General features: G+C 63.6%; 17 protein-coding genes and 3 pseudogenes. 9 read left to right on the top strand and 11 right to left on the bottom strand.

Annotated elements, in window-relative coordinates; genetic code table 11:
• Window positions 1-5: 5 nt before the first annotated feature.
• Window positions 6-233, top strand: a complete 228-nt coding sequence (locus tag HV770_RS32470; protein ID WP_175165591.1) for a hypothetical protein — start codon at window positions 6-8, stop codon at window positions 231-233.
• A gap of 130 nt (window positions 234-363) precedes the next feature.
• Here HV770_RS32470 and HV770_RS32475 read toward each other — a convergent pair whose 3' ends face one another.
• Window positions 364-2862, bottom strand: a complete 2499-nt coding sequence (locus HV770_RS32475) for a penicillin-binding protein 1A (protein ID WP_175165592.1) — start codon at window positions 2860-2862, stop codon at window positions 364-366.
• Window positions 2863-3331: 469 nt separating this feature from the next.
• Between HV770_RS32475 and HV770_RS32480 the strand changes: the two genes are divergently transcribed.
• The 3 genes from HV770_RS32480 (at window position 3332) to HV770_RS32490 (ending at window position 6490) form a co-directional block, all read left to right on the top strand.
• Window positions 3332-3967 carry a hypothetical protein gene (locus tag HV770_RS32480; RefSeq protein ID WP_175165593.1) on the top strand — a complete coding sequence of 212 codons (636 nt, stop codon included), beginning with the start codon at window positions 3332-3334 and terminating at the stop codon, window positions 3965-3967.
• 544 nt (window positions 3968-4511) lie between these two features.
• Window positions 4512-5192, top strand: a complete 681-nt coding sequence (locus tag HV770_RS32485) for a PspA/IM30 family protein (protein ID WP_175165594.1) — start codon at window positions 4512-4514, stop codon at window positions 5190-5192.
• Window positions 5193-5305: 113 nt separating this feature from the next.
• Window positions 5306-6490, top strand: a complete 1185-nt coding sequence (locus tag HV770_RS32490) for a tetratricopeptide repeat protein (RefSeq protein WP_175165595.1) — start codon at window positions 5306-5308, stop codon at window positions 6488-6490.
• A 144-nt stretch (window positions 6491-6634) separates the two neighbouring features.
• Here HV770_RS32490 and HV770_RS32495 read toward each other — a convergent pair.
• Window positions 6635-6754: pseudogene (locus tag HV770_RS32495) on the bottom strand (TetR family transcriptional regulator); the annotation flags it as partial.
• Between the two features lie 119 nt (window positions 6755-6873).
• On the opposite strand from HV770_RS32495, the gene HV770_RS32500 reads away from it, so the two are divergent.
• Both HV770_RS32500 and HV770_RS32505 read left to right on the top strand, forming a co-directional pair.
• The gene (locus HV770_RS32500; protein ID WP_246291410.1) at window positions 6874-7215 is read left to right on the top strand and encodes an alpha/beta fold hydrolase; all 342 of its coding nucleotides are present in this window, start codon (window positions 6874-6876) and stop codon (window positions 7213-7215) included.
• 241 nt (window positions 7216-7456) lie between these two features.
• A pseudogene (locus HV770_RS32505) lies at window positions 7457-8859 on the top strand (methyl-accepting chemotaxis protein).
• 69 nt (window positions 8860-8928) lie between these two features.
• Here HV770_RS32505 and HV770_RS32510 read toward each other — a convergent pair.
• The 4 genes from HV770_RS32510 to HV770_RS32525 form a co-directional block, all read right to left on the bottom strand.
• Window positions 8929-9747 carry an ABC transporter permease subunit gene (locus HV770_RS32510; RefSeq protein ID WP_175165597.1) on the bottom strand — a complete coding sequence of 273 codons (819 nt, stop codon included), beginning with the start codon at window positions 9745-9747 and terminating at the stop codon, window positions 8929-8931.
• A complete protein-coding gene (locus HV770_RS32515) occupies window positions 9744-10676 on the bottom strand; it encodes an ABC transporter permease subunit (RefSeq protein WP_175165598.1) in 933 nt (310 codons plus the stop codon). Before HV770_RS32515 ends, HV770_RS32510 begins: the two co-directional genes overlap by 4 nt.
• The gene (locus HV770_RS32520) at window positions 10673-11866 is read right to left on the bottom strand and encodes an ABC transporter ATP-binding protein (protein WP_425497521.1); all 1194 of its coding nucleotides are present in this window, start codon (window positions 11864-11866) and stop codon (window positions 10673-10675) included. Before HV770_RS32520 ends, HV770_RS32515 begins: the two co-directional genes overlap by 4 nt.
• Before the next feature lie 92 nt (window positions 11867-11958).
• Window positions 11959-13059 (bottom strand): polyamine ABC transporter substrate-binding protein, encoded by a 1101-nt coding sequence (locus tag HV770_RS32525; protein WP_175165599.1) that lies wholly within the window; start codon window positions 13057-13059, stop codon window positions 11959-11961.
• Between the two features lie 566 nt (window positions 13060-13625).
• Here HV770_RS32525 and HV770_RS32530 point away from each other — a divergent pair.
• Both HV770_RS32530 and HV770_RS32535 read left to right on the top strand, forming a co-directional pair.
• Window positions 13626-14930, top strand: coding sequence for an Nramp family divalent metal transporter (locus HV770_RS32530; protein ID WP_175165600.1), 1305 nt, complete (start codon window positions 13626-13628; stop codon window positions 14928-14930).
• A gap of 199 nt (window positions 14931-15129) precedes the next feature.
• On the top strand, window positions 15130-15333 hold the full coding sequence (locus HV770_RS32535; RefSeq protein ID WP_121317842.1) for a DUF1289 domain-containing protein: 204 nt from the start codon (window positions 15130-15132) through the stop codon (window positions 15331-15333).
• A 153-nt stretch (window positions 15334-15486) separates the two neighbouring features.
• Here HV770_RS32535 and HV770_RS32540 read toward each other — a convergent pair whose 3' ends face one another.
• The 3 genes and pseudogenes from HV770_RS32540 to HV770_RS32550 form a co-directional block, all read right to left on the bottom strand.
• Window positions 15487-16137: an OmpW/AlkL family protein gene (locus HV770_RS32540; RefSeq protein ID WP_175165601.1), complete on the bottom strand. Its 651-nt coding sequence runs from the start codon at window positions 16135-16137 to the stop codon at window positions 15487-15489.
• An 85-nt stretch (window positions 16138-16222) separates the two neighbouring features.
• A pseudogene (locus HV770_RS32545) lies at window positions 16223-16615 on the bottom strand (nitronate monooxygenase); the annotation flags it as partial.
• 145 nt (window positions 16616-16760) lie between these two features.
• The gene (locus tag HV770_RS32550) at window positions 16761-18353 is read right to left on the bottom strand and encodes an ABC-F family ATPase (protein ID WP_175165602.1); all 1593 of its coding nucleotides are present in this window, start codon (window positions 18351-18353) and stop codon (window positions 16761-16763) included.
• A 319-nt stretch (window positions 18354-18672) separates the two neighbouring features.
• Here HV770_RS32550 and HV770_RS32555 point away from each other — a divergent pair, with 319 nt between their 5' ends.
• Complete coding sequence (locus tag HV770_RS32555) at window positions 18673-18879, top strand: dodecin (protein WP_175165603.1); 207 nt, start codon at window positions 18673-18675, stop codon at window positions 18877-18879.
• Between the two features lie 223 nt (window positions 18880-19102).
• On the opposite strand, the gene HV770_RS32560 is transcribed toward HV770_RS32555, so the two are convergent.
• Together HV770_RS32560 and HV770_RS32565 are read right to left on the bottom strand one after the other, a co-directional pair.
• On the bottom strand, window positions 19103-20197 hold the full coding sequence (locus HV770_RS32560) for a BMP family ABC transporter substrate-binding protein (protein ID WP_175165604.1): 1095 nt from the start codon (window positions 20195-20197) through the stop codon (window positions 19103-19105).
• A gap of 60 nt (window positions 20198-20257) precedes the next feature.
• Complete coding sequence (locus HV770_RS32565; RefSeq protein WP_175165605.1) at window positions 20258-21187, bottom strand: ABC transporter permease; 930 nt, start codon at window positions 21185-21187, stop codon at window positions 20258-20260.
• Window positions 21188-21191: the final 4 nt, after the last annotated feature.

Here is a 21191-nt window from a genome sequence, read left to right on the forward strand (position 1 = left end):
GGTGGATGCTGGATGACGAACACACCGGCCGCGGCAACCTCGAGTTGCCAACGATCGACGTGACATGCGCGCGCGTCAAACCGGGTCTCGCGCTGCGCTTTGAGGGGGACGTCTCGCTCGCGGCGAGACGTTGCGGTGTGGTGCTGTGCTGTGGTGCGTTGCCGCTTATGAAAAGCACCAGAGGCGTGATTAAAACATACTGCCGGCCACGCACACAGAATCGGCTGAAATGAACGGAGGGGAGAGCGTCCGGAATACGTTGCCCAGAACACTCGAACCCAATCTGGCCGTGCCTTCCCTACTCTTTCATACTCGCTTTCACACTCGCGTGCGCGGGCCGCCCGGCTCGCGCACGCAGTTCCGTCAGGGCTTGTTCGACTCGAACAGATCCATGATCTGCTTCTTCTCGTTCGACGATACGCTCGGCGGCGGCACCGTCGGCGGCGTCATGCCCGCCGGTCCCACGCCGCCCACCGCGTCGGTACCGGCCACCGGGTTCGCCGAATCCAGCCCGATGCTCGCGACGAAGCCGTTGCCCGGCATCATGTCGGTGAAGAACAGTTCGCCGTCGACCGCGGTCACGCCCGGCGGCTGCTGCGGTTCGGCTTGCGGCACGCCGCGCAGCGCGCGCTGCATGTACTCGATCCAGATCGGCAACGCGAGCTGCGCACCGAATTCGCGGCTGCCGAGGGACTTCGGCTGGTCGTAACCCATCCACGCGACCGCCACCAGCGACTGCTGATAGCCGGCGAACCAGCCATCCTTCGCGTCGTTGGTCGTACCCGTCTTACCTTGCAGGTCCGAACGGTGCAGCACGTTGGTGCCGGCGCCGGTACCGGCCGTCGCCACCGAATGCAGCAGGCTGTTCATGATGTAGGCGTTGCGCGGTTCGAGCGTGCGCGGCGCGTCACGCCCGGCCGTCAGGGGCTGCGCTTTCGACAGCGGCTCGCCGCGCGCGTCCGTGACCTCGTTGATCAGATACGGGTTGATCCGGTAGCCGCCGTTCGCAAACACCGAGTACGCGCCCGCCGACTGCAGCGGCGTGACGAGACCGGCACCGAGCGCCATCGGCAGATAAGGCGGGGTCTTGTCGGCGTCGAAACCGAAACGCTGCGTGACGAAGTCCTGCGCGTACTTGGTGCCGATGAACGACAGGATGCGGATCGACACCAGGTTTTTCGACTTCTGCAACGCGAGCCGCATCGGCATCGGACCGTCCGGCTGGTCGTCGTCCTTCGGCTCCCATGCGTCGCCGCCCGGCGTGCTGGCGGGGAAATACAGCGGCGCGTCGTTGATGATCGTCGCCGGTCCCACGCCCTTGTCGAGCGCCGCCGAATAGATGAACGGCTTGAAGCTCGAACCCGGCTGACGCCATGCCTGCGTGACGTGATTGAACTTGTTCTTGTTGAAGTCGAACCCGCCCACCAGCGCGCGGATCGCGCCGTCCTGCGGCGTGAGCGACACCAGCGCGCCTTCCACCTGCGGCAGTTGAGTGATCTGCCAGTTGCCCTTGTCGTCGGCGAAGAGACGCACGATCGAGCCCGGCTTGATCTTCGTGGCCGCCGTCGCGCGCGCGCTTAGCGCGGTCGCGACGAAGCGCAGGCCGTCTGCGCCGATCGTCACCTGGGTGCCGTCCACCAGTTGCGCCTTTACCTGCTTCGGGCTTGCATCCGTCACCACGGCGGCGATGATCTCGCCGTTGTCCGGATGATCGGTGAGCGCGTCGTCGATGGTCTGATCGCGCTCGTCGCCCGGCGCGGGCAGTTGCACGAAGCCTTCCGGCCCGCGATAGCCGTGACGCCGCTCGTAATCCATCACGCCCTTGCGCACCGCCCGGTACGCGGCGTCCTGATCGGCCGAATCGATCGTCGTGGTGACGTTCAGACCGCGCGTATAAGTTTCGTCCTTGTATTGCGCGTACATCATCTGCCGCACCATTTCGGCGATGTACTCCGCGTGCACGCTGTATTCGTTGCCGGGGTTCTTCGTGTGAATCTCTTCCTTCACGGCCTGCTCGTACTGCTCCTGGCTGATGTATTTCAGCTCGAGCATGCGCTTCAGGATGTACTCCTGACGGATCTTCGCGCGCTTCGGATTGACCACCGGGTTATACGCCGACGGCGCCTTCGGCAAGCCGGCCAGCATCGCGGCTTGCGCGAGCGTGATGTCTTTCAGATCTTTGCCGAAGTACACGCGCGCGGCCGACGCGAAGCCATACGCGCGCTCGCCGAGATAGATCTGGTTCATGTACAGCTCGAGAATCTGATCTTTCGTGAGCGCGCGCTCGATCTTGTAGGCAAGCAGCATCTCGTAGATCTTGCGCGTATAGGTCTTCTCGCTCGACAGGAAGAAGTTGCGCGCCACCTGCATCGTGATCGTGCTCGCGCCTTGCGAGGCGCCGCCGTGCATCAGATCCGATACGCCGGCGCGCAGAATGCCGACGAAGTCGACGCCGCCGTGTTCGTAAAAGCGGTAGTCCTCGATTGCGAGCACCGCTTTCTTCATCTGGTCGGGAATGTCCTGAAAGCGCACGAGGCTGCGCCGCTCCTCGCCGAATTCACCGATCAGCACGTGGTCGGCGGTATAGATCCGCAGCGGCACTTTCGGACGATAGTCGGTCAACACATCGAGCGACGGCAGTTGCGGCCCCATCACCACCAGCGCATAACCGACGATCAGCGCACCCACCACCGCGACAGTGGCGAGGAGCCCCACGAACCAGAGGGTGAGCCTCGCGCCGAAAGAACGGCGGCCGGCCTCGGCATCGCGCGAAGCGGCATTGCGTCCTGGAGTGCGTTGGTAGGAATCCCGGTCTTCACCGGACGGAGAATGGGAGGAATGCGGTCGTTTGATGATTGGCATGACTGGAATAGTGGGCGCCTGAAGCACGCCTGTCTGCCCGCGCTCGCGGCGCGCGCATGGGTGGTGATCGAACCTCGTAGCCAGAGGCGTAAGCCACCGCGCAGCCGCTTGCCCCCGGCCGGCCGCACGGCACGCCTGGGACCATGTCCGGCGCAACGTAACAGAGCATTTTAAAGAAATCAAGCCGCCATCAAGCCAGTTTTTTTGTAAGAATTCCCTTCGCGTCGTGGCCACCGGGCATTTTGGGCGTTACGCCCCGGTTATCAACAGAAAACGGGGAAAGGTCTGTGACAAAACCCTCGGAAACGCCACAACTCGTTGATGTCACGGGATTTTCATGTCGCGCCCGTTTCGCATCGGTGCAACTCGTCATATGATGGTTCCGGCGCGTGCAACGATACCGTGCGCGCGCTGGCGTCTACCGGATAACGCCTTGACCCGCCCATGCCAACAAGTATGCGAGCCAACCATGAACAAGCCGAGCGAACGCATCGTTGTATTCGTGACGACCGCGCAGAAACGCGCGATCACCTCCACCGCCGAGAATCTGGGCATTAGCGTCAGCGAACTGATGCGGCGCGCCGTGCTGAGCTTCGGCGCGACCAGCGAGCAGGTGAAGGCCGCGAGCATCGTCGACCGGTTGCGCGCGCCGCGCGCGCCGGATGCGCTCGACGCGGCCCTGCAGCGCGTGGCGCGCGGTACGCGGTACGCACGTGCCGCATTGCCCGCGGCGTTGCAGACACGCGTGGACGGGGCTCCTGCGGAGGCCGCAGGCGCAGACTCTACCGGTTCAATGGGTCACGAGCGTTCGTCGCGCGCCCCAGATGCATTGCCACGCGCGCCAGGCGGCGAACCCGCTCCGCTGCTGCCGGCGGGCCTCGCAGCCGCCCTCGCCGCGGAAGCCGATCTGGAAGCCGCGGCCACCGCCGAGGCGGTGGCGCGAGTCGCCGAAGCGAAAGCGGCAGCCGAAAAAGCTTCGGCGCCACAGCCATCCGAGATGGACACGCCGCTGCGTAACGTGCTGAAGCGCCCACGCATCGACAAGCCGCGCGACGACGACGAACCGAGTGGCGACCCCAGCACCGAAGGCGGCCGCTTCGCGTAAAGCAACGGCGTATTGCGCATTTCGTCGCATACCCGTTGCAGATCGTTACATTAACGCGATTCAAATGGACGAGCTTTCGGCATTGCAAGCTTCGGACATGTGAATCGCAATCTGCTCAATGAAAAAAGCGTCTGACATTTGCGTCATTCGCATCGTTAAAGCCGCTCGGTATGAATGCGCCACGCCTCACACGCAGGCCCGATCGGCCACGGCGCATAGCCCCTTTTTTGCTCACTTCCCCCTCGCCTGCCGCGCCCCGGGCGAGGCAATGAGTCATTGCGCCCGCCAGCCGTTTTTAGGAGCACGCGTGGTGTATATTCGCGGTCAAGTCGAAGACTCCTCGCGCGATTTAACCTTTGAAACTATTCGCCGTTTTAACTTTCGAACCGGACAATTCACGGCTTCGCTATTGCAATTGGCGAGCGCGCCCCGAACTCCGGTCCGAACGTTTGCGCAGCTTCGTGCGCGGCGGCGTAGAGTAGCAGTGAAAAGCAGTTAAGCGCGCGGGATTATTCAGCGCCAACACCATTCTTTGGAGGTTTTCATGTCGCTTTTTGACAGCATTTCGCGCACGCTCAAAGGTCTCCTGAACGACGCGGCCGACTCTGTGCAGGATCCGTCGCGCGACTCGCGCCAGATCGTGCGCGAACTCGACGAAAGCATCGGCAAGGCCGAGAACTCGCTGATCGAGATTCAGGCGCAAGTGGCCACACAGCAAAGCAAGCGCGATGTTGCCGCGGACAAGGCGAAGAAGTACGAAGACGGCGCGAAGCGCGCGCTGCAATCCGGCGACGAAGCACTCGCCCGCGAAGCCCTCGGCGCGCAGGCGACAGCCGAAGCCGAACGCGATGCGTTGACGAAGGAGCTGACCACGCTCGAGCCGTCGGTCGCGCAGTTGAAGAGCCAGATCGAAGACATGCGCAGCCGCCGCAACGACCTGAACGCGCGTTCCAACATCCTGCAGGCGAAGCAGCAGATCGCCGAAGCGAAAGACGTCGCGGCCACCGCATTGGGCGGCATCGGCGGCAAGAATCTTTCCGAAGATTTCCAGAAGCTCGAAGACAAGGTGGCATTGTCGAATGCCCGCTCTGACGCCCGTCTGAATTCCGCCGACGTGAAGAGCGGCAAGGCCCTCGACGACAAGCTCGCAGATTTGAACCGCGGCCCGTCCGTCGAAGATCGTCTGGAAGCATTGAAGAAGCAGCTCAATACGCCGGCCCAGTAATCGCACGGCAGTACATGCCGGCGGCCTCATACGGGCGCCAGCATGCCGGCCGATCATCCGCGCGGCCACTGGTAACGACTCAAGGAGACGGGCGCCATGCGCCCGGCCCGCAAATGAAAAAATTTTTCGCAACCGCGTTCGCTTCGCTGCTGTTGGTGTCGGCCGCGGCGTTCGCCGTGCCCACCGTTCAGCAGATCGAATCGGCGATGTCGCAAGGCAACTGGCAGCAGGCCGATGCCGGTCTGAGCGAGGTGCTGCAGGCCCATCCGAACAACGCCCGCGCGCATTATCTGTATAGCCAGGTGCTCGATCGCGAAGGCCGCTATGGCGACGCGCTCGCCCAACTGCAACAGGCCAAGACGCTCGACCCGCAAATCCGCTTCACGGACCCGACCCGCTTCGCGCAAACCGAATCACGCCTGCGCAGGGACGCGGAGCGTGCGGGCGCCAATACGACGGGTCGTGCCGCGAATCCGTTCGCGCAGCAGAATGCGCCTGCTGTGCAGCAACAGTCGGCAATGCAGCCGCAAGCGCAACAACATGGTCCGGGGGTCGGTATGTGGATCGGCATCATTGTTCTGATTGGCGTAATTGCGTTGGTGCTGCGCTGGACTTTGCGCCGCGCCCGCACGCGGGACGACACGCGCGCCGACGGCGATCGTCGCGAGCAGCTCAAGCGCGCGACCGACATGCTCAACGCGGTGCGTTCGCTGAAGCTCGACGTGAAACTCTCCACCGCGCCGGGTCATGAGGCGCTGGAGAAGGAAGTCGAAGCAACCGAAGATCAATTGCGCGGCGTCGTCGAGGGTTTGTCGAATGGCAAGAATCCGCTGCCGCCGTATCAGCTCGACGAACTCGAACAGCGTCTCGCCAGCCTGCGCGCACGCGCTGACGGGCGGCCCGATCCAGCTGCCGCAGCGGCCGCCGGCAACCAGCAGCAGTCGCCGTATGCGCGGGAAGCCGAACGCTTTGGCAATCCGCCGCAAGCGCCCTATCCGCAGCAAGGCCCGTATCAGCAACAGCCGCCGGTCATCGTGCAGCAAGGCGGTGGTGGTTTCGGTGGCGGCATGGGCGGTCTCCTCACCGGCGTGCTGCTCGGCGAAGCGCTCAACTCCGGACGCGATCGCGTGGTGGAGCGCGACGTGATCGTCGACGACGAAGCACGGCGCCGTGGCAACGACGGCGGCAATGGCGGCGGCCTCGATTTCGGCCAAGGCTCGAACGACTGGAACGATAACGGTGGCGGCGGTGTCGACATGGGCAGCAACGACGATTCCGGCGGCTGGACCGATACCTGAAACAGCGTGTGCTCATGCATGCCGATGCGCGACGCAACGTCCATCGGCATGGGTCGCGTCAATAAAAAACAGGCTCCTCGGAGCCTGTTTTTTTTCTCTCTGCCGATTGACCACACGAGACATTGGCTCGCAGAGCTTCAATCCAAGCAGCACCGAGCCCCCAACCAGCCTCACGATGAAGCGTTCCGCGTAATCGATCAGCGCCTCGCGACGCGCGGCATCCGCGTCGATATATTCGGCCGACAGATGAAACAGTTGCAGCACATCACCAGCGTGCCGCGCGCCGAACTGCGGCGCCCGCTACACGCAGCACGGCTCCAAGCTCATGACGTTCATGGGCGAATTCGTCGTGGTGGCTGCCCGAAGCGATCATCAAAAGCGCGGTGCGCAATGTCTATGGCGACCCGAGCAAGATCGACGCGGCGACGCTGCGGCGTTACGTCGATTTCTTCTACGGAGAAGGCACGCGCGCCGCGATCGGCAAGAAGGTGCCGACACTAGATTTCAGCGAAGTCGACACCGACGTGCTGAAGACGCTCGACGTGCCCGCGCTGGTGCTATGGGATGCCAGGAATCGCTGGATCCCGACCGCGCACGCGGCCGAGTTTGCGAGTCGCATTCCGCGCGCGAAGTCCGTCATGGATGCGGGGGCTCACCCCCCTCCGAGCAGACGCAATAGCCCCCACAGAAATCTGGCGAGCATCACGAGCAGCTCCCACAGATGATAGAGCTGTTCCCAGCCCGAAATGCGCGCAAAAGAGTCGATCATCGTTACCGCTAGGAAAAGGAAAGGCTGCAAGGCGCAGTTCGACCGCACATCATACCGACTGCGGGATACCCCGTATCAAGTCGCCTGAAAGGGTGCCGTAAACGCAGGCAGAAGACGCTGCATCCGCGCAGGATGACGGCGTTCGTATCACAATCGTGCGCTCCATCTGCACCACCCGCGCCATCAAGGAGACGTCCATGACGCGTTTCAGCTTTCGCCGAACGGCCCGTTCGCACACGGTCGTCGGCGATATTGCCGCGCAAGCCGGCAAACTGAGCATCGAGATTTGCGACGTGTCGGGGCACGTTGAGGAAGTCGCCGCGCGCGTGCAGCGCCAGGCGCAAGTATGTCGGGCGCTGCGCGAATCCGCCGCGCAAACGCTGGCGGGCAATCATCGCATCGCCGCGGCCGCGCGCGAAATGCGCAGCGTATCGGCCGAGGCCGCGACCGGCGTGCAGGGATCGCAACAGACGCTCGAAGCATCGCTTGCCGATATTCACGGGCTGGTCGAGGGCGTGACGGTGATCGAAAGCCAGATCGGCGCACTGCGCAGCGCGCTGGCGCACGTGAGCCGCGTGTCCGAGGAAATCTCGCTGATCGCCCGTCAAACCCATCTGCTGGCGCTGAATGCCGCAATCGAGGCCGCGCGCGCCGGTGAATCGGGCCGCAGCTTCGCCGTGGTGGCCGCCGAGGTGAAGAACCTGTCGGCGAAAACCGCGCAGGCCACCGGCCAGATCGAGACGACGCTCGCGCAACTCACGCAGCAGACCGAGCAGCTGATCAACGAAGGTTCGGTGAACACCGCGCGGGCGCATCGCGTGCGCGAAGGCACGCGCAAGATCGGCGACGTCGTGCATGCAACCGGCGACGCGATCGCGCGGTTGAACAACGAGGCCGGCCAGATCGCGGCATTGACCGGCGAAATCGAAACGCAGTGTGACGGACTCGAAGCGCAGGTGCTGGAAATGGCGAGTGGTGTCGAGCATTCGAGCGAGAACTTCGCGCAGGCGAAGGACCGCCTGGGGAATCTGCTCGGCGTGTCCGAGACGCTGATCGAACTGACCGCCGCGACCGGCGTCGAAACCACGGACACGCGTTTCATCGAAGCGGTGCAGCAGGCCGCCGCGACGGTGAGCAAGCTGTTCGAAGCGGCCGTTGCGCGTGGCGACGTATCGCTCGACGATCTGTTCGATCAACGCTACGTGCCGGTGACGGGGACCAACCCGCCGCAGTTTCTGACGCGCTTCACCGCTTTCACCGACCGCGTGTTGCCCGCGATTCAGGAACCCTTGCTCAATCTCGATCCACGCGTTGCGTTCTGCGCCGCGGTCGATGCGCGCGGCTATCTGCCGACCCACAACCTGAAGTTCTCATTGCCGCCGCGCGACGACGTCGTGTGGAACATGGCGAACTGCCGCAACCGGCGCATGTTCGACGATCGCACCGGCATCGCGGCCGCCTCGCACACGAAGAAGTTTCTGCTGCAGACTTACCGCCGCGATATGGGCGGCGGCCAGTTCGTGCTGATGAAGGACGCATCGGCGCCGGTGTTCGTCGGCGGACGCCATTGGGGGGTGTGCGGATCGGCTACAAGGTTTGAACGCGCGCGGCGCGCCTGCCTGCATGGCGGCATGAAGCTGAAGGTGCGCCGCACTCGCGGCGCACCGCCCTAAAACGCCATCACCGTGCGCTTGCGCTCGGCGCGCTGCATGAAGTAGTTGGCCACCACCACGCCGACTGTCACGAGCGCGATGAACAGCGTCGCGAGCGCGTTCATTTCCGGGTTCAACCCGAGCCGCACGCGCGAGAACACCACCAGCGGCAGCGTCGTCGAGCCGGGACCCGAGAGAAACGCCGACAGCACCAGATCGTCGATCGACAACGTGAACGACAGCAGCCAGCCGGACACGAGCGCCTGAGAAATCAGCGGCAGCGTGATCGAGAAGAACACGCGCAGTGGCGTGGCGCCCAGATCGAGCGCGGCCTCTTCGAGCGACGGGTGCAACTCCTTCACACGTGACTGCACGATGATGGCCACATACGAAATGCATAGCATCACGTGGCCGATCCAGATCGTGAACACGCCGCGCTCGGCCGGCCATCCGAGCCAGCGGGCCATTTCGATGAACAGCAGCAGCAACGAGATGCCCTGAATCACTTCGGGAATCACCAGCGGCGCGTTGATCATGCCGGTATACAGCGTGAAGCCGCGAAACCGCCCCATTCGCGCGAGCACGAAACCGGCCCACGTACCGATGATCACCGACGCGAACGCCGTCAGCAGCGCCACCCGCAGCGACAGCCAAGCCGCCGCGATCAGTTCGTCGTCGCGCAGCAGCGCTGCGTACCAGCGCAGCGAAAAACGCGTCCACACCGTGACCAGTTGCGATTCGTTGAACGAATACACCACCAGACTCACGATCGGGATGTACAGGAACAGAAACCCGATCCCGAGAGCAATCAACTGCAACATCCGGTTCGGCTTCATTGGCGCCTCTCCTCCATCGCCTTGGCCTGCGCGCGCTGGAAAAACGCCATCGGCACCAGTAACAGCAACACCATCGCGCAGGTCACCGCGGACGCCATCGGCCAGTCGGCGTTGTCGAAGAACTCATTCCACATCACGCGGCCGATCATCAGCGTATCCGCGCCGCCCAGCAATTCGGGAATCACGTACTCGCCCACCGCGGGAATGAACACCAGCAGGCAACCGGCGATGATGCCGTTCTTCGACAGCGGCAACGTGATCTTCCAGAACGCCTTCCACGGTTTCGCGCCGAGGTCGTACGCGGCTTCGAGCAAGGTCAGGTCCATCTTCACCAGATGCGCGTACAGCGGCATCACGAGAAACGGCAGATACGAATACACCATGCCGATGTAGACGGCGGTGTTCGTGTGATACAGCTCGATCGGCGAATGAATCAGGCCGATCGACATCAGGAAGTTGTTCAGCAAGCCGTTGTTCTTCAGGATGCCGATCCATGCGTACACGCGAATCAGGAACGAGGTCCAGAACGGCAGCATCACGGCCATCATCAGCAGATTGCGGGTCGCCGGATTCGAGCGCGCGATGTAGTACGCCATCGGATAGCCGATCAGCAGACACAGGACGGTCGAAATCGCGGCGACCACCAGCGAATTCACATAGGTCGCGAAATAGAGGCTGTCGGTCAGCAGAAACGCGTAATGCGACAGGTCGAGCGTGATGTGAATCGCGCCTTCGGCGAAATTCACCAGCTGCGTGTACGGCGGAATGCCAAGCTGCGAATCGGCGAAGCTGATCTTCACGACCAGCAGGAACGGCACGAGGAAAAACAGCAGCAGCCAGACGAACGGCCCGGCCACCACCGCGCTGCGACCGCTCAGATTGAAACGCCGCACCGGCCAGTTGACGAAGGCATCGAGCGCGCGCTTCATGACGTCAGCACCACACCGGCCGAGGCGCTCCAGCGCACGTACACTTCGTCGCCCCACGTGGGCGGATCGATCTCGGTGAGCGCGAGGCTCGTCACGTTGGCGATCACCGTCTTGCCGCCGTCGAGCTTCACGTGATACAGCGAATAGCCGCCCATGTACGCGATATTCGTGACGACGCCCTTGCCCCAGTTGTATGCGCCTTCGGGCGGCTTGCGCGTGAGCGCGATGCGCTCGGGCCTCACCGAAATCGTCACCGGCATGCCAAGCGGCCCGGTGATGCCATGGCTCACATACAGGCGGCATGGCAGGTCGGGCGTTTCGATGAACACGTAGTCGGGTTCGTCTTCGACCGTGTGGCCTTCGAACAGATTGGTCGAGCCGATGAACTCCGCCGAAAAACGGCTGTTCGGATACTCGTACACCTCATGCGGCGTGCCGAGCTGGACGATCTGGCCTTCGCTCATCACGGCGAGCCGGTCGGCCATCGTCATCGCTTCTTCCTGGTCGTGCGTGACCATCATGCAGGTCACGCCGACCTGGTCGAGAATATTGACCAGTTCGATCTGAGTGCGCTGGCGGATCTGCTTGTCGAGCGCGGACATCGGCTCGTCGAGCAGCAGCAGCTTGGGCCGCTTGACGAGCGAACGCGCCAGCGCCACGCGCTGCTGCTGGCCGCCCGACAACTGATGCGGCTTGCGCTTCGCGAAACGGCCCATCTGCACGAGATCGAGCGCGGTCTGCACACGCTCTTTCAGTTCGGCCTTCGGCACGCCTTCCTGCTTCAGACCAAAGGCGACGTTCGCCTCCACCGTCATGTGCGGAAAAAGCGCATATGACTGGAACATCATGTTGACCGGCCGGCGGTACGGCGGCCATTGCGCGAGGTCCTCGCCATCGATCAGGATCTTGCCCGAGGTCACGGTTTCCAGCCCGGCCATCATGCGCAGCAAGGTCGACTTGCCGCAGCCGGAACTGCCGAGCAGCGCGAACAGCTCGCCCTTCTTCACCGACAGGTTGACCTCTTTGACGGCGACGGTCTCGCCGAACTTCTTCACGACGTCGACGATCTGGATGAAATGGTCCGCTGCGTCGCCCGTACCGGCGCCCGCGCCGGCGCCTGTAACGGCACCTTGGCCCCGCGACGGAGCGGCCGCTCCTGCCACCGCGCCCGACTGGTCACTACTCATCATAATGCTGCTTCACTCCGGCGTTTGACGAACAAAGCCCCCGGTGAACACCGAGGGCTTCTTGATGATGCTTACCCGTTCACTGTTGCCGCGGGTCAGCGGCCGGACTTGAGTTCAGTCCACAGCCGCGTTTGCAGCCGCTGGATTTCCTGCGGCAGCGGCTTGAGCAGGAACAGGGTCTTGATGACCTCGGGCGGCGGGTACACCGCCGGGTCGTTCGCCACGTCCTTGTCCACGTACTTGCGCGCTTCGAGGTTGGCGCTCGGATAGTAGACCGAGTTGGTGATCGCGGCGTGCACCTGCGGCGTTTCGATGTAGTTGATCCACTCGAGCGCGGCTTCCTTGTGCTTCGCGTCCTTCGGAATCGCCATCACGTCGAACCAGACCGGCGCGCCACCCTTCGGAATGAAATACTCGATCTTGTACGGCTTCTTCGCTTCGATCGCACGATGCTTGGCGATCACGACGTCGCCCGACCAGCCGTACGCGAAGCACACATCGCCGCCGACCAGGTCGTTGATATAGCCCGACGAGTTGAACTGCGTGATGTACGGGCGGATTTTCTTGAGCATGGCGAGCGCGGCGCGGTAGTCGGCAGGGTTCGTGCTCATCGGGTCCTTGCCCATATAGTGCAGCGCGGCGGCGAACATCTGGTCCGGCGCGTCGAGCACGGACACGCCGCATGCTTTCAGCTTCGAAATGTTTTCCGGCTTGAACAGGATGTCCCAGCTATCGAGCGGCGTGTTCTTGCCGAGAATCTGCTGCACCTTGGTGACGTTGTACGCGAGACCGGTCGTGCCGTACGCCCAGGGCACCGTATATTTGTTGCCCGGATCGGCGCCCGCCACCAGCGCCATCAGCGATGGGTCGAGGTACTTCAGGTTCGGCAGCTTCGATTTGTCGAGCGGCTCGAAGATGCCCGCGGCGATCTGCTTGCCCGCGTAGTTGCTGGTCGGCACGACGATGTCGTAGCCGGAATTGCCGGTGAGGAGCTTCGCCTGCAGCGTATCGTCGCTGTCGTAGTTGTCGTATTTGACCTGGACGCCGCTCTGCTTGGTGAAGTTCGGAATGGTGTCCTTGGCAATGTAATCGGACCAGTTGTACACGTTCAGTTGAGTGTCTTTCGCAGCGGCCGTCAACCACGGCGTCGCACACAAGACCAGCGCCACCATTTGCCCCAGTACCCGTCTTTTCATCCCGTTCTCCGATCGTGGCCCGCTCGCGCCGACCGTCGTCACTCATGCCGCGGCATTGCGCACACGGCTCCCCTGAAAACCACGAAAGCTACCATCAATTATTGCGCGGCCAAAAAATAACGCCGCGCTGTCGCGCAAACGGTACAGCACAGGCCGCACCGCTGGAAAATGGCCGCAATTTTAGCGGGTTATCGGCGCGTGTCTACCCGAAATAATGCCCCGGGAGGGGCTTTGTCGTTGTCCGGCTGCCGGGTCGAAGCGGCCGGGGCGTGGGCGCGGTCCTGAAATGGGGGCGGCTGGTGGTCGATGGGCGGCATATTTTTGCTGGCAGGCGGTTGCGAATTCCCCTGCTTTCGGCTTTCGCCGGACGAGCTACCGCGAACACCCGGCCGGCGTATGCACCGTGCGCCGGCCGACGGTGCACAATAGCAGCTGGAGGACCGGCAACCGGCGCAGCCCCGCTCGTTCACCGGTTCCGCCGTGTCTGGCCGGCCCCATGCGCCGCCGACGCCTACGCGTTGGGCACGTGGCTTGCGGGAGCATGCAGTCCCGAACCTCAGGCATCGATGAACACCAATCCCTTCGCGTTACGGCCCAACCGCCGCCGGCGTGTGCCCGGCGATGGTTCGCCGCGTCCGGCGCACTGGCTCTCGTTCGTCGGCGCAGGCGCGCTGATCGCGGTCGGCTATATCGACCCCGGCAACTGGGCGACCGCGCTCGGCGCCGGCGCGGGCTACGGCTACCGGCTGCTCGGCGTGGTGCTGTTGGCGAGCGTGATGGCGATGCTGCTGCAGTGGCTGTCGTCGCGGCTGGGCGTCGTGACCGGGCGTGATCTCGCGCAGGTCTGCCGCGAGCGTACCGGTCGGCGCGGCACCCTCTTCCTGTGGCTGACCAGCGAGATCGCGATCATCGCGTGCGACGTCGCCGAGGTGGTCGGCAGCGCCGTCGCGCTGCAATTGCTGCTCGGGGTCTCGCTGACGGTCGGCGTACTGATGTCGGCGGTGTGTACGTTCGCGCTGCTCGCGCTTCAGCAGAAAGGCGGCCGCAAGCTCGAAGCGGTGATCGCGGCGCTGATCGGCTTCGTCGGCCTGTGCTTCGTGGTACAGCTGGCGCTGGCGCGGCCCGACTGGCACGCGGCGCTCGCCGGCGCCGCGCCGAGCGTCGAACTGCTGAGGAACGCCGGCATGGTGTGGCTCGCGGCGGGCATCGTCGGCGCGACGGTGATGCCGCACAACCTTTACCTGCACTCGGCGCTCGTCAAGCATCACGCGCCGGAAGGCGGCGACGCGCAGATCAAGGTCGCGTTGCAGGTCGTCAACATCGATACGTTCGCGTCGCTGGCGTTTGCTTTCGTGATCAACGCGGCGCTGCTGATCGTGGCGGCCGCGGTGTTCTATACGAGCGGCTATCGCGACGTCACCGATCTCGCCGACGCCCATCGGCTGATCGCGCCGCTCGTCGGCACGCACTGGGCCAGCATTCTGTTCGCGGCGGCGCTGCTCGCCTGCGGCCTGAGCGCGACCGTCACCGGGACGCTCGCGGGTCAGGCAGTGATGGAAGGCTTTCTGCAGATCCGCCTGCCGCGCTGGAAGCGCGCGCTGCTCACCCGCGCACTCGCGATCGGGCCAGCGCTGTTCGCGGTCGCGCTGTTCGGCCAGCACGGCTCCAACCAGTTGCTGGTGGCGAGCCAGGTGGTGCTGAGCCTGCAACTGCCGCTTGCGGTCGTGCCGTTGATCCGCTACACGTCTGACGAGGGCCTGATGCGCGGCTGGCGCGTGCGCGGCGTGCCGCTCGCGCTCGCGTGGCTGTCCGCGGCGTTCATCATCGTGCTCAACGGTGCGCTGCTGTGGCAACTGGCGTTTGGCGGATGACGCGGCGCTTCCACAGCGTCGTGGCAGGAGAAGCGGTCTGTGCGCGTTTGCCTTTGCTTGCGGGCAGCGAGCATCGGGTCGCGGGTGATGACGTGTAGAGGCATCGCCACGCCGGGGTTTGCGCTGGCTGCTGCGGCGAGGCGCATGCCGCGCATCGGTTAACATAGCGGAACTTCGTCTCTTCGCTCCAAGGTTTTCGATGTCTTCGAATCTCCACGATCTTCCCGACAGCCCGTGCATCGGCGTGTGTTCCACGCTCTTCGACGAAGTTTGCAAAGGCTGTGGCCGCACCGCCACCGAAGTGTCGAACTGGGTGTTCCTGAGCGACGAGGAAAAGCGCGCCGTGTGGGTGCGCATCGAGCAGGAAGGCACCGCGATGCGCTTTCAGAACGACAGGCTTTAAAGCCTCGCGCGGTTTTGGGGCATCTTTTTGGGGCATCTGTAGGCCCGCGCCCCGCCGGCCCCGCGCCCGCACAGCGCTGCGCTGATAAAAGACGCCGGGATCACGCCCGGCGTTTCGTCTGGCGAGCCGCACGCGGCTAGCGCCGCGCCGCCATCAGAACTTCATACCCACACCCAGGCCGACGATCACCGGATCGATGCTCAACCTGCCGAGCGACTGACCGCCGAGCGACGCGTCCGTGTGCATCCAGATCTTCTTGATGTCCGCATTCACGAACAGCGTCTTGGTGACCTGCACGTCGATACCGGCTTGCAACGCAGGACCGAAGCTGTGATTGCTGATCGCGATGGGCTGGCCGCCCGCGCTCAGGCCGTTGTTGTAGAACAGCGTGTAGTTCAAACCCGCGCCCAGATACGGACGGATGCGCCCCGCGTGATTGAAGTGATATTGCAGCAGCAGCGTGGGCGGCAGCAGGTTCACGCCGCCGAGCCCCCCGAGGCTCGACGTCACCTGATGGCGCGGCGTGCCGAGAATCAGCTCGACGCCGAGTTCGTCGCGGATCATGTAGGTCAGATCCAGCTCGGGCACGATCGCATTGTTGACGCCGACGCTGAGCGCCGTCAGCGTCTGGCTCGTGCTCACGTTCGGGATGATGCTGATCGCGCGCAGACGCATCAGCACGTCGCCGGCGTGAATGCCGCTCATCGCGTCGCCGGCGGCCTGCGCCTGCGGTGCCAGCGCGGCCGCGCAAAGCAGACTCGTTGCAGCGGCGGCCTTGATTTTCTTTCTGAGCGAACACTTCATGCGCTTCCCCGTGTGATGAATGTCGATGTCATGCGGGGATTGTCGAAGCTTCCATCTGACGCCGCGTTGACCCGTATCAACCCAGCTAGAATGACCGGCGCCCTGCGACAGCCGGTCGCGTCGCGCCGCTCAGCAGCAGTTCGATCAGATCGTGCACGCTGCGAATCGCCGTCCCGAACGGCAACGCTTCGCGCCCGCGAGAGAAGAGCCCGTTGGCGACGTCGCCACGCAAGGCCGCAGCGAGTCGCGTATCGATGCAGAAGTGACCGAGCTTTTCGATACCGTCGCGCCAGCCGCACACGTTCAGGCATTCGAGCGCGGTGGGACACGCGTGTTTAAGCGCGCCGATCTTGTCGCGGATTTTCGTTTCATGGCGCAGATAGCGCATCAGCCACGGCGTCTTCACGGCGCGCGCGGGCAAGCCCGTCACACTGACGAATTCGACGATGTCCTCGGGAGCCGCTTCGGCCAGCACGCGCAGTATTGGGTTGATGCCGATCACCCGTAGCGAATACTCAATGCGATACGAGACGATACGCCGCACACCCGATAAAAAAAGCCCGCTTCGAAGAAGCGGGCTTTGCGCTGCAAGGTAATGCGAATCGCGCCTGCTTCGTTGACGCTTACTGCACGCCCTGGCTCAGCAGGAAGTCTTCGTAGTTGCCACCGAAGTCGTTCAACGTGCCATTGGTCTTCACTTCGATGATCCGGTTCGCGAGGCCGCTCACGAATTCGCGGTCGTGCGAAACGAAAATCAGCGTGCCTTCGAACTTGTCGAGCGCGATCTGCAGCGACTCGATCGATTCCATGTCCATGTGGTTGGTCGGCTCGTCCATCAGCAGCACGTTGTGGCGGCCCAGCATCAGCTTGCCCCAGATCATGCGGCCCTTCTCGCCGCCGGAGAGCACCTTGACCGACTTGCGGATGTCGTCCGCGTTGAACAGCAGGCGGCCGAGCGTGCCACGCACCATCTGCTCGTCGTCGCCTTCCTGGCGGTAGCCGTCGATCCAGTCCATCAGCGTGACGTCGTCCGGAAACTCTTCGTACGTGTCCTGCGGCATGTAGCCGACGCTCGCGTTCTCCGCCCACTTCACGCTGCCGTGATCGAGTTCGAGCTTGCCGAGCAGCGAGCGCAGCAGCGTGGTCTTGCCCGCGCCGTTCTCGCCGATGATCGCGATCCGCTCGCCCGGCTGCACGCTCATGCTGAAGTCGTTGAAGATGGTACGCTCGTACTTCTTCGAGATCTTCTCGGCCACCACCGCAATGTTGTGCAGCTTCTTCTCGTATTCGAAGCGGATGAACGGGTTCTGCCGCGACGACGGCTTGAATTCCTCGATCTTGATCTTGTCGATCATCTTCAGACGGCTGGTGGCCTGACGCGCCTTCGACTTGTTCGCCGAGAAGCGGCGCACGAAGTCCTGCAGGTCGGCGACGCGTTCCTTCGCCTTCGCGTTGGCGTTCTGCTGTCGCTCGCGCGCCTGCGTGCTGGCCAGCATGTAGTCGTCGTAGTTGCCCGGATAGACCTTCAGCGTGCCGAAGTCCATGTCGGCCATGTGCGTGCAGACCTGGTTCAGGAAGTGTCGATCGTGCGAGATGATGATCATCGTCGAGTTGTACTGGTTGAGCACGTCTTCCAGCCAGCGGATCGAGTTGATGTCCAGGTTGTTGGTCGGTTCGTCCAGCAGCAGCACGTCCGGCTTCGAGAACAACGCCTGCGCAAGCAGCACGCGCAGCTTCCAGCCCGGCGCGACATTGCTCATCGGGCCGTTGTGATCTTCGATCGCGATGCCGATGCCAAGCAGCAGCTCGCCCGCGCGCGCTTCGGCGGTGTAGCCGTCGAATTCCGCGAACTTCGCTTCGAGCTCGGCGGCGTGCATGTAGTCGTCGTCGGTGGCGTCGGGGTTCGCGTAGATCGCGTCGCGCTCGGTCATCGCGGCCCACATTTCGGCGTGGCCCATCATCACGACGTCGAGCACGCGCACGTCTTCGTACGCGAACTGGTCCTGGCGCAATTTACCTAGGCGAATGTTCGGTTCGAGCATGACGTTGCCCGAACTCGGCTCCAGGTCGGAACCCAGAATCTTCATGAAGGTGGATTTACCGCAACCGTTAGCACCGATCAGGCCATAGCGGTTGCCACCCCCGAATTTGACCGAAATGTTCTCGAAGAGGGGCTTCGGCCCGAATTGCATGGTGATATTGGCGGTAGACAGCACGGCGCGTCCCTTTGAATGTGATATCGGCGAAAAACCTAATATTTTAGCAGGTTATCGCGAATGCAACCCACGCGCACTTCGTCGCGCACTTCGTGCTACCCGCCCGAGGTGCCGCCTGGCGTCTGCAAAACGTCGATGAAGGCCGACAGATCGGCCTCGGCAAGCCCCATCGCCGTCATCGGCTACCGGGCACACGACGTGCGGCACTACTCGCCGATGGGCCGCTCACGTGTGGCGTTTGCCGCCGCATTTGCCGCACGTGCGGCGTTTCCCGTTGCCTATACTTTCTGGACACCAACGAAGACCAAGGAGGAAGCTCATGTCAGACCACGTCTACAAACAGATCGAACTGACCGGCTCGTCGACGGTATCGAGCGACGACGCCGTCAAGACCGCGATTGCCAAAGCGTCGAAGACCTTACGCAATCTGCACTGGTTCGAAGTCACTGAAACGCGGGGCCAGGTCGAAGACGACAAGGTCACCTACTGGCAGGTGACGATCAAGGTTGGTTTGCGGATCGAATAGCGCGATAGCGGCACCCGGCCCCTGGGGCCGGCGCGCGTTGACAGACAAGTGACACATGTCCGGCATGTGGGCAAGACGCGAGGGCCGGGCTAGCGGGCGATCCGCAACAAAAAGGCTGCGTCCGAACTGGACGCAGCGACTCAAAGCAGCGGTTGCGGGGACCGCCGCCTCGTCGATCGTAAGACCGTTCATGCATCGCCCGGCATCGGCCGAGTGTGACACGTTACTTCGGCAGCGAACCGTCCACGCCTTCCACATACCAGTTCAGACGTTGCAGCTCCGGATCGGTCAGGGTCTTGCCGGCCGGCACCTTCACCGCACCCGACTGATCCTTGATCGGGCCGGTGAACACGTCCCACTTGCCGCCCGCCAGTTCATCGCGCCTCGTGGCGACCTGCTTCTGCGCCTCTGCCGGAATAGCCGAGGTGTTCAGATCCTCCAGGTCGACGGCCTTCTGCGGAATGCCCCACCACACCGGATCGTTCTTCCACTTACCGTCCAGCACCTGCTGGATCGCCGCGTTGTAATACACGCCCCAGTGCGCGACCACCGAACCGAGATGCGCCTGCGGGCCGAACTTCTTCATGTCCGAATCCCAGCCGAACGCATGCACGTGTTTTTCCGACGCGGTGGCGAGCGTCGCGCTCGAATCGGTGTTTTGCAGCAGCACGTCGGCGCCCTGGCCGATCAGCGTTTCAGCCGCCTGCTTTTCCTTGCCCGGATCGAACCAGCTGTTGATCCAGATGACCTTCGTGTGCACCTTCGGATTCACCGAGCGCGCGCCCAGCGTATAGGCATTGATGTTGCGCACCACTTCCGGAATCGGCACCGACGCGACGAAGCCGAGCGTGTTGGTCTTCGTCACGTAGCCCGCGGCGACACCGGCGAGATACGCGCCCTGGTACATGCGCACGTCATAGGTGCCGAAGTTCGGCGCCTTCTTGTAGCCGGTCGCGTGCAGAAACACCGTGTCCGGGAAATCCTTCGCGACCTTCAGCTGGAAGTCCTGAAAGCCGAAGCTCGTGCCGATGATGATCTTGTTGCCCTTGTTCGCCAAATCGCGGAACACTCGCTCCGAGTCCGCCGATTCCGGCACGTTCTCGACGCGCGTGATCTTGATCCTGTTGCCGAACTTGGCTTCCGCTTCGCGCGAGCCCTGGTCGTGCGCGAAGGTCCAGCCGGCATCGCCGGGATTGCCGATGTAGACGAACGCGACGCCCGGCGCGTCGGCGGCCTGCGCGGTTTGCGCAAGCGGCGCAGCGAGCGCGAGCGAGGCCGCGCCCCACGCGAAAGCGGTCAGCAGATTTCTTCTCTTCATGTTGGGTCCTGTTGTCGTGTTGGTCGAATAATAGGAAACGTAGGGTCGCGGGCGGCCCGATCAGCCCGCCGAGAAAAACGGCTTGCCGAGCGAGGCCGGCGCATTCAGACGGATCGTGTTCGGATTGCGCGAGATCAGCACCAGCACGGCGACCGTCGCGACATACGGCAGCATCGCGAGGAATTGCGTCGGCACCGGCACGCCGATCGCCTGCGCATAAAACTGCAGGCCGGTCACCGCGCCGAACAGCAGCGCGCCGATCAGCAGACGCCCGGGGCGCCACGTCGCGAACACCACCAGCGCGAGCGCGATCCAGCCGCGGCCCGAGGTCAGGTTCTCCTGCCACAGGTGCAGATTCACGATCGAATAGTAGCCGCCCGCGAGCCCCGCCATGCCGCCGCCGAAGGCCACCGCGCCGTAGCGCACGCCAACCACCGGAAAGCCGACCGAGTGCGCGACCTGCGGCGATTCGCCGACCGAGCGCAGCACCAGGCCGGCGCGCGTGCGGTACAGAAACCAGCCGATCACGGCGAACATCAGGAACGCCAGGTAATCGAGCGGCGTAAGGCTGAAGAGCGCGGGCCCGAGCACGGGAATCTTCGAGAGACCGGGAATGGTCCACGTGTCGATGGTCGCGCGCACCGCGGCCGACGTATACGGCTTGCCGACATAGGCCGACAGGCCGATGCCGAAGATCGTCAGCGAGAGGCCGGTGGCGACCTGGTTGGCGAGCATGGTCAGCGTGAGAAACGCGAACAGCAGCGACATCGCGAGACCGGCGCCGATCGCGGCGAGCACCCCGAGCCACGGGTTGCCGGTGATGGTCGTGACCGCGTAGCCGGTCACGGCGCCCATCAGCATCATCCCTTCGACGCCGAGGTTGAGCACGCCCGACTTTTCGGTGACGAGTTCGCCCGCGCCCGCGAACATCAGCGGGATTGCGGCGGTGACGGCGCTCGAGGTGAGCGCGCTGGCTTGTTGAATATCCATGGAA

This window comes from Paraburkholderia fynbosensis (assembly GCF_902859935.1).
Taxonomy (GTDB): domain Bacteria; phylum Pseudomonadota; class Gammaproteobacteria; order Burkholderiales; family Burkholderiaceae; genus Paraburkholderia; species Paraburkholderia fynbosensis.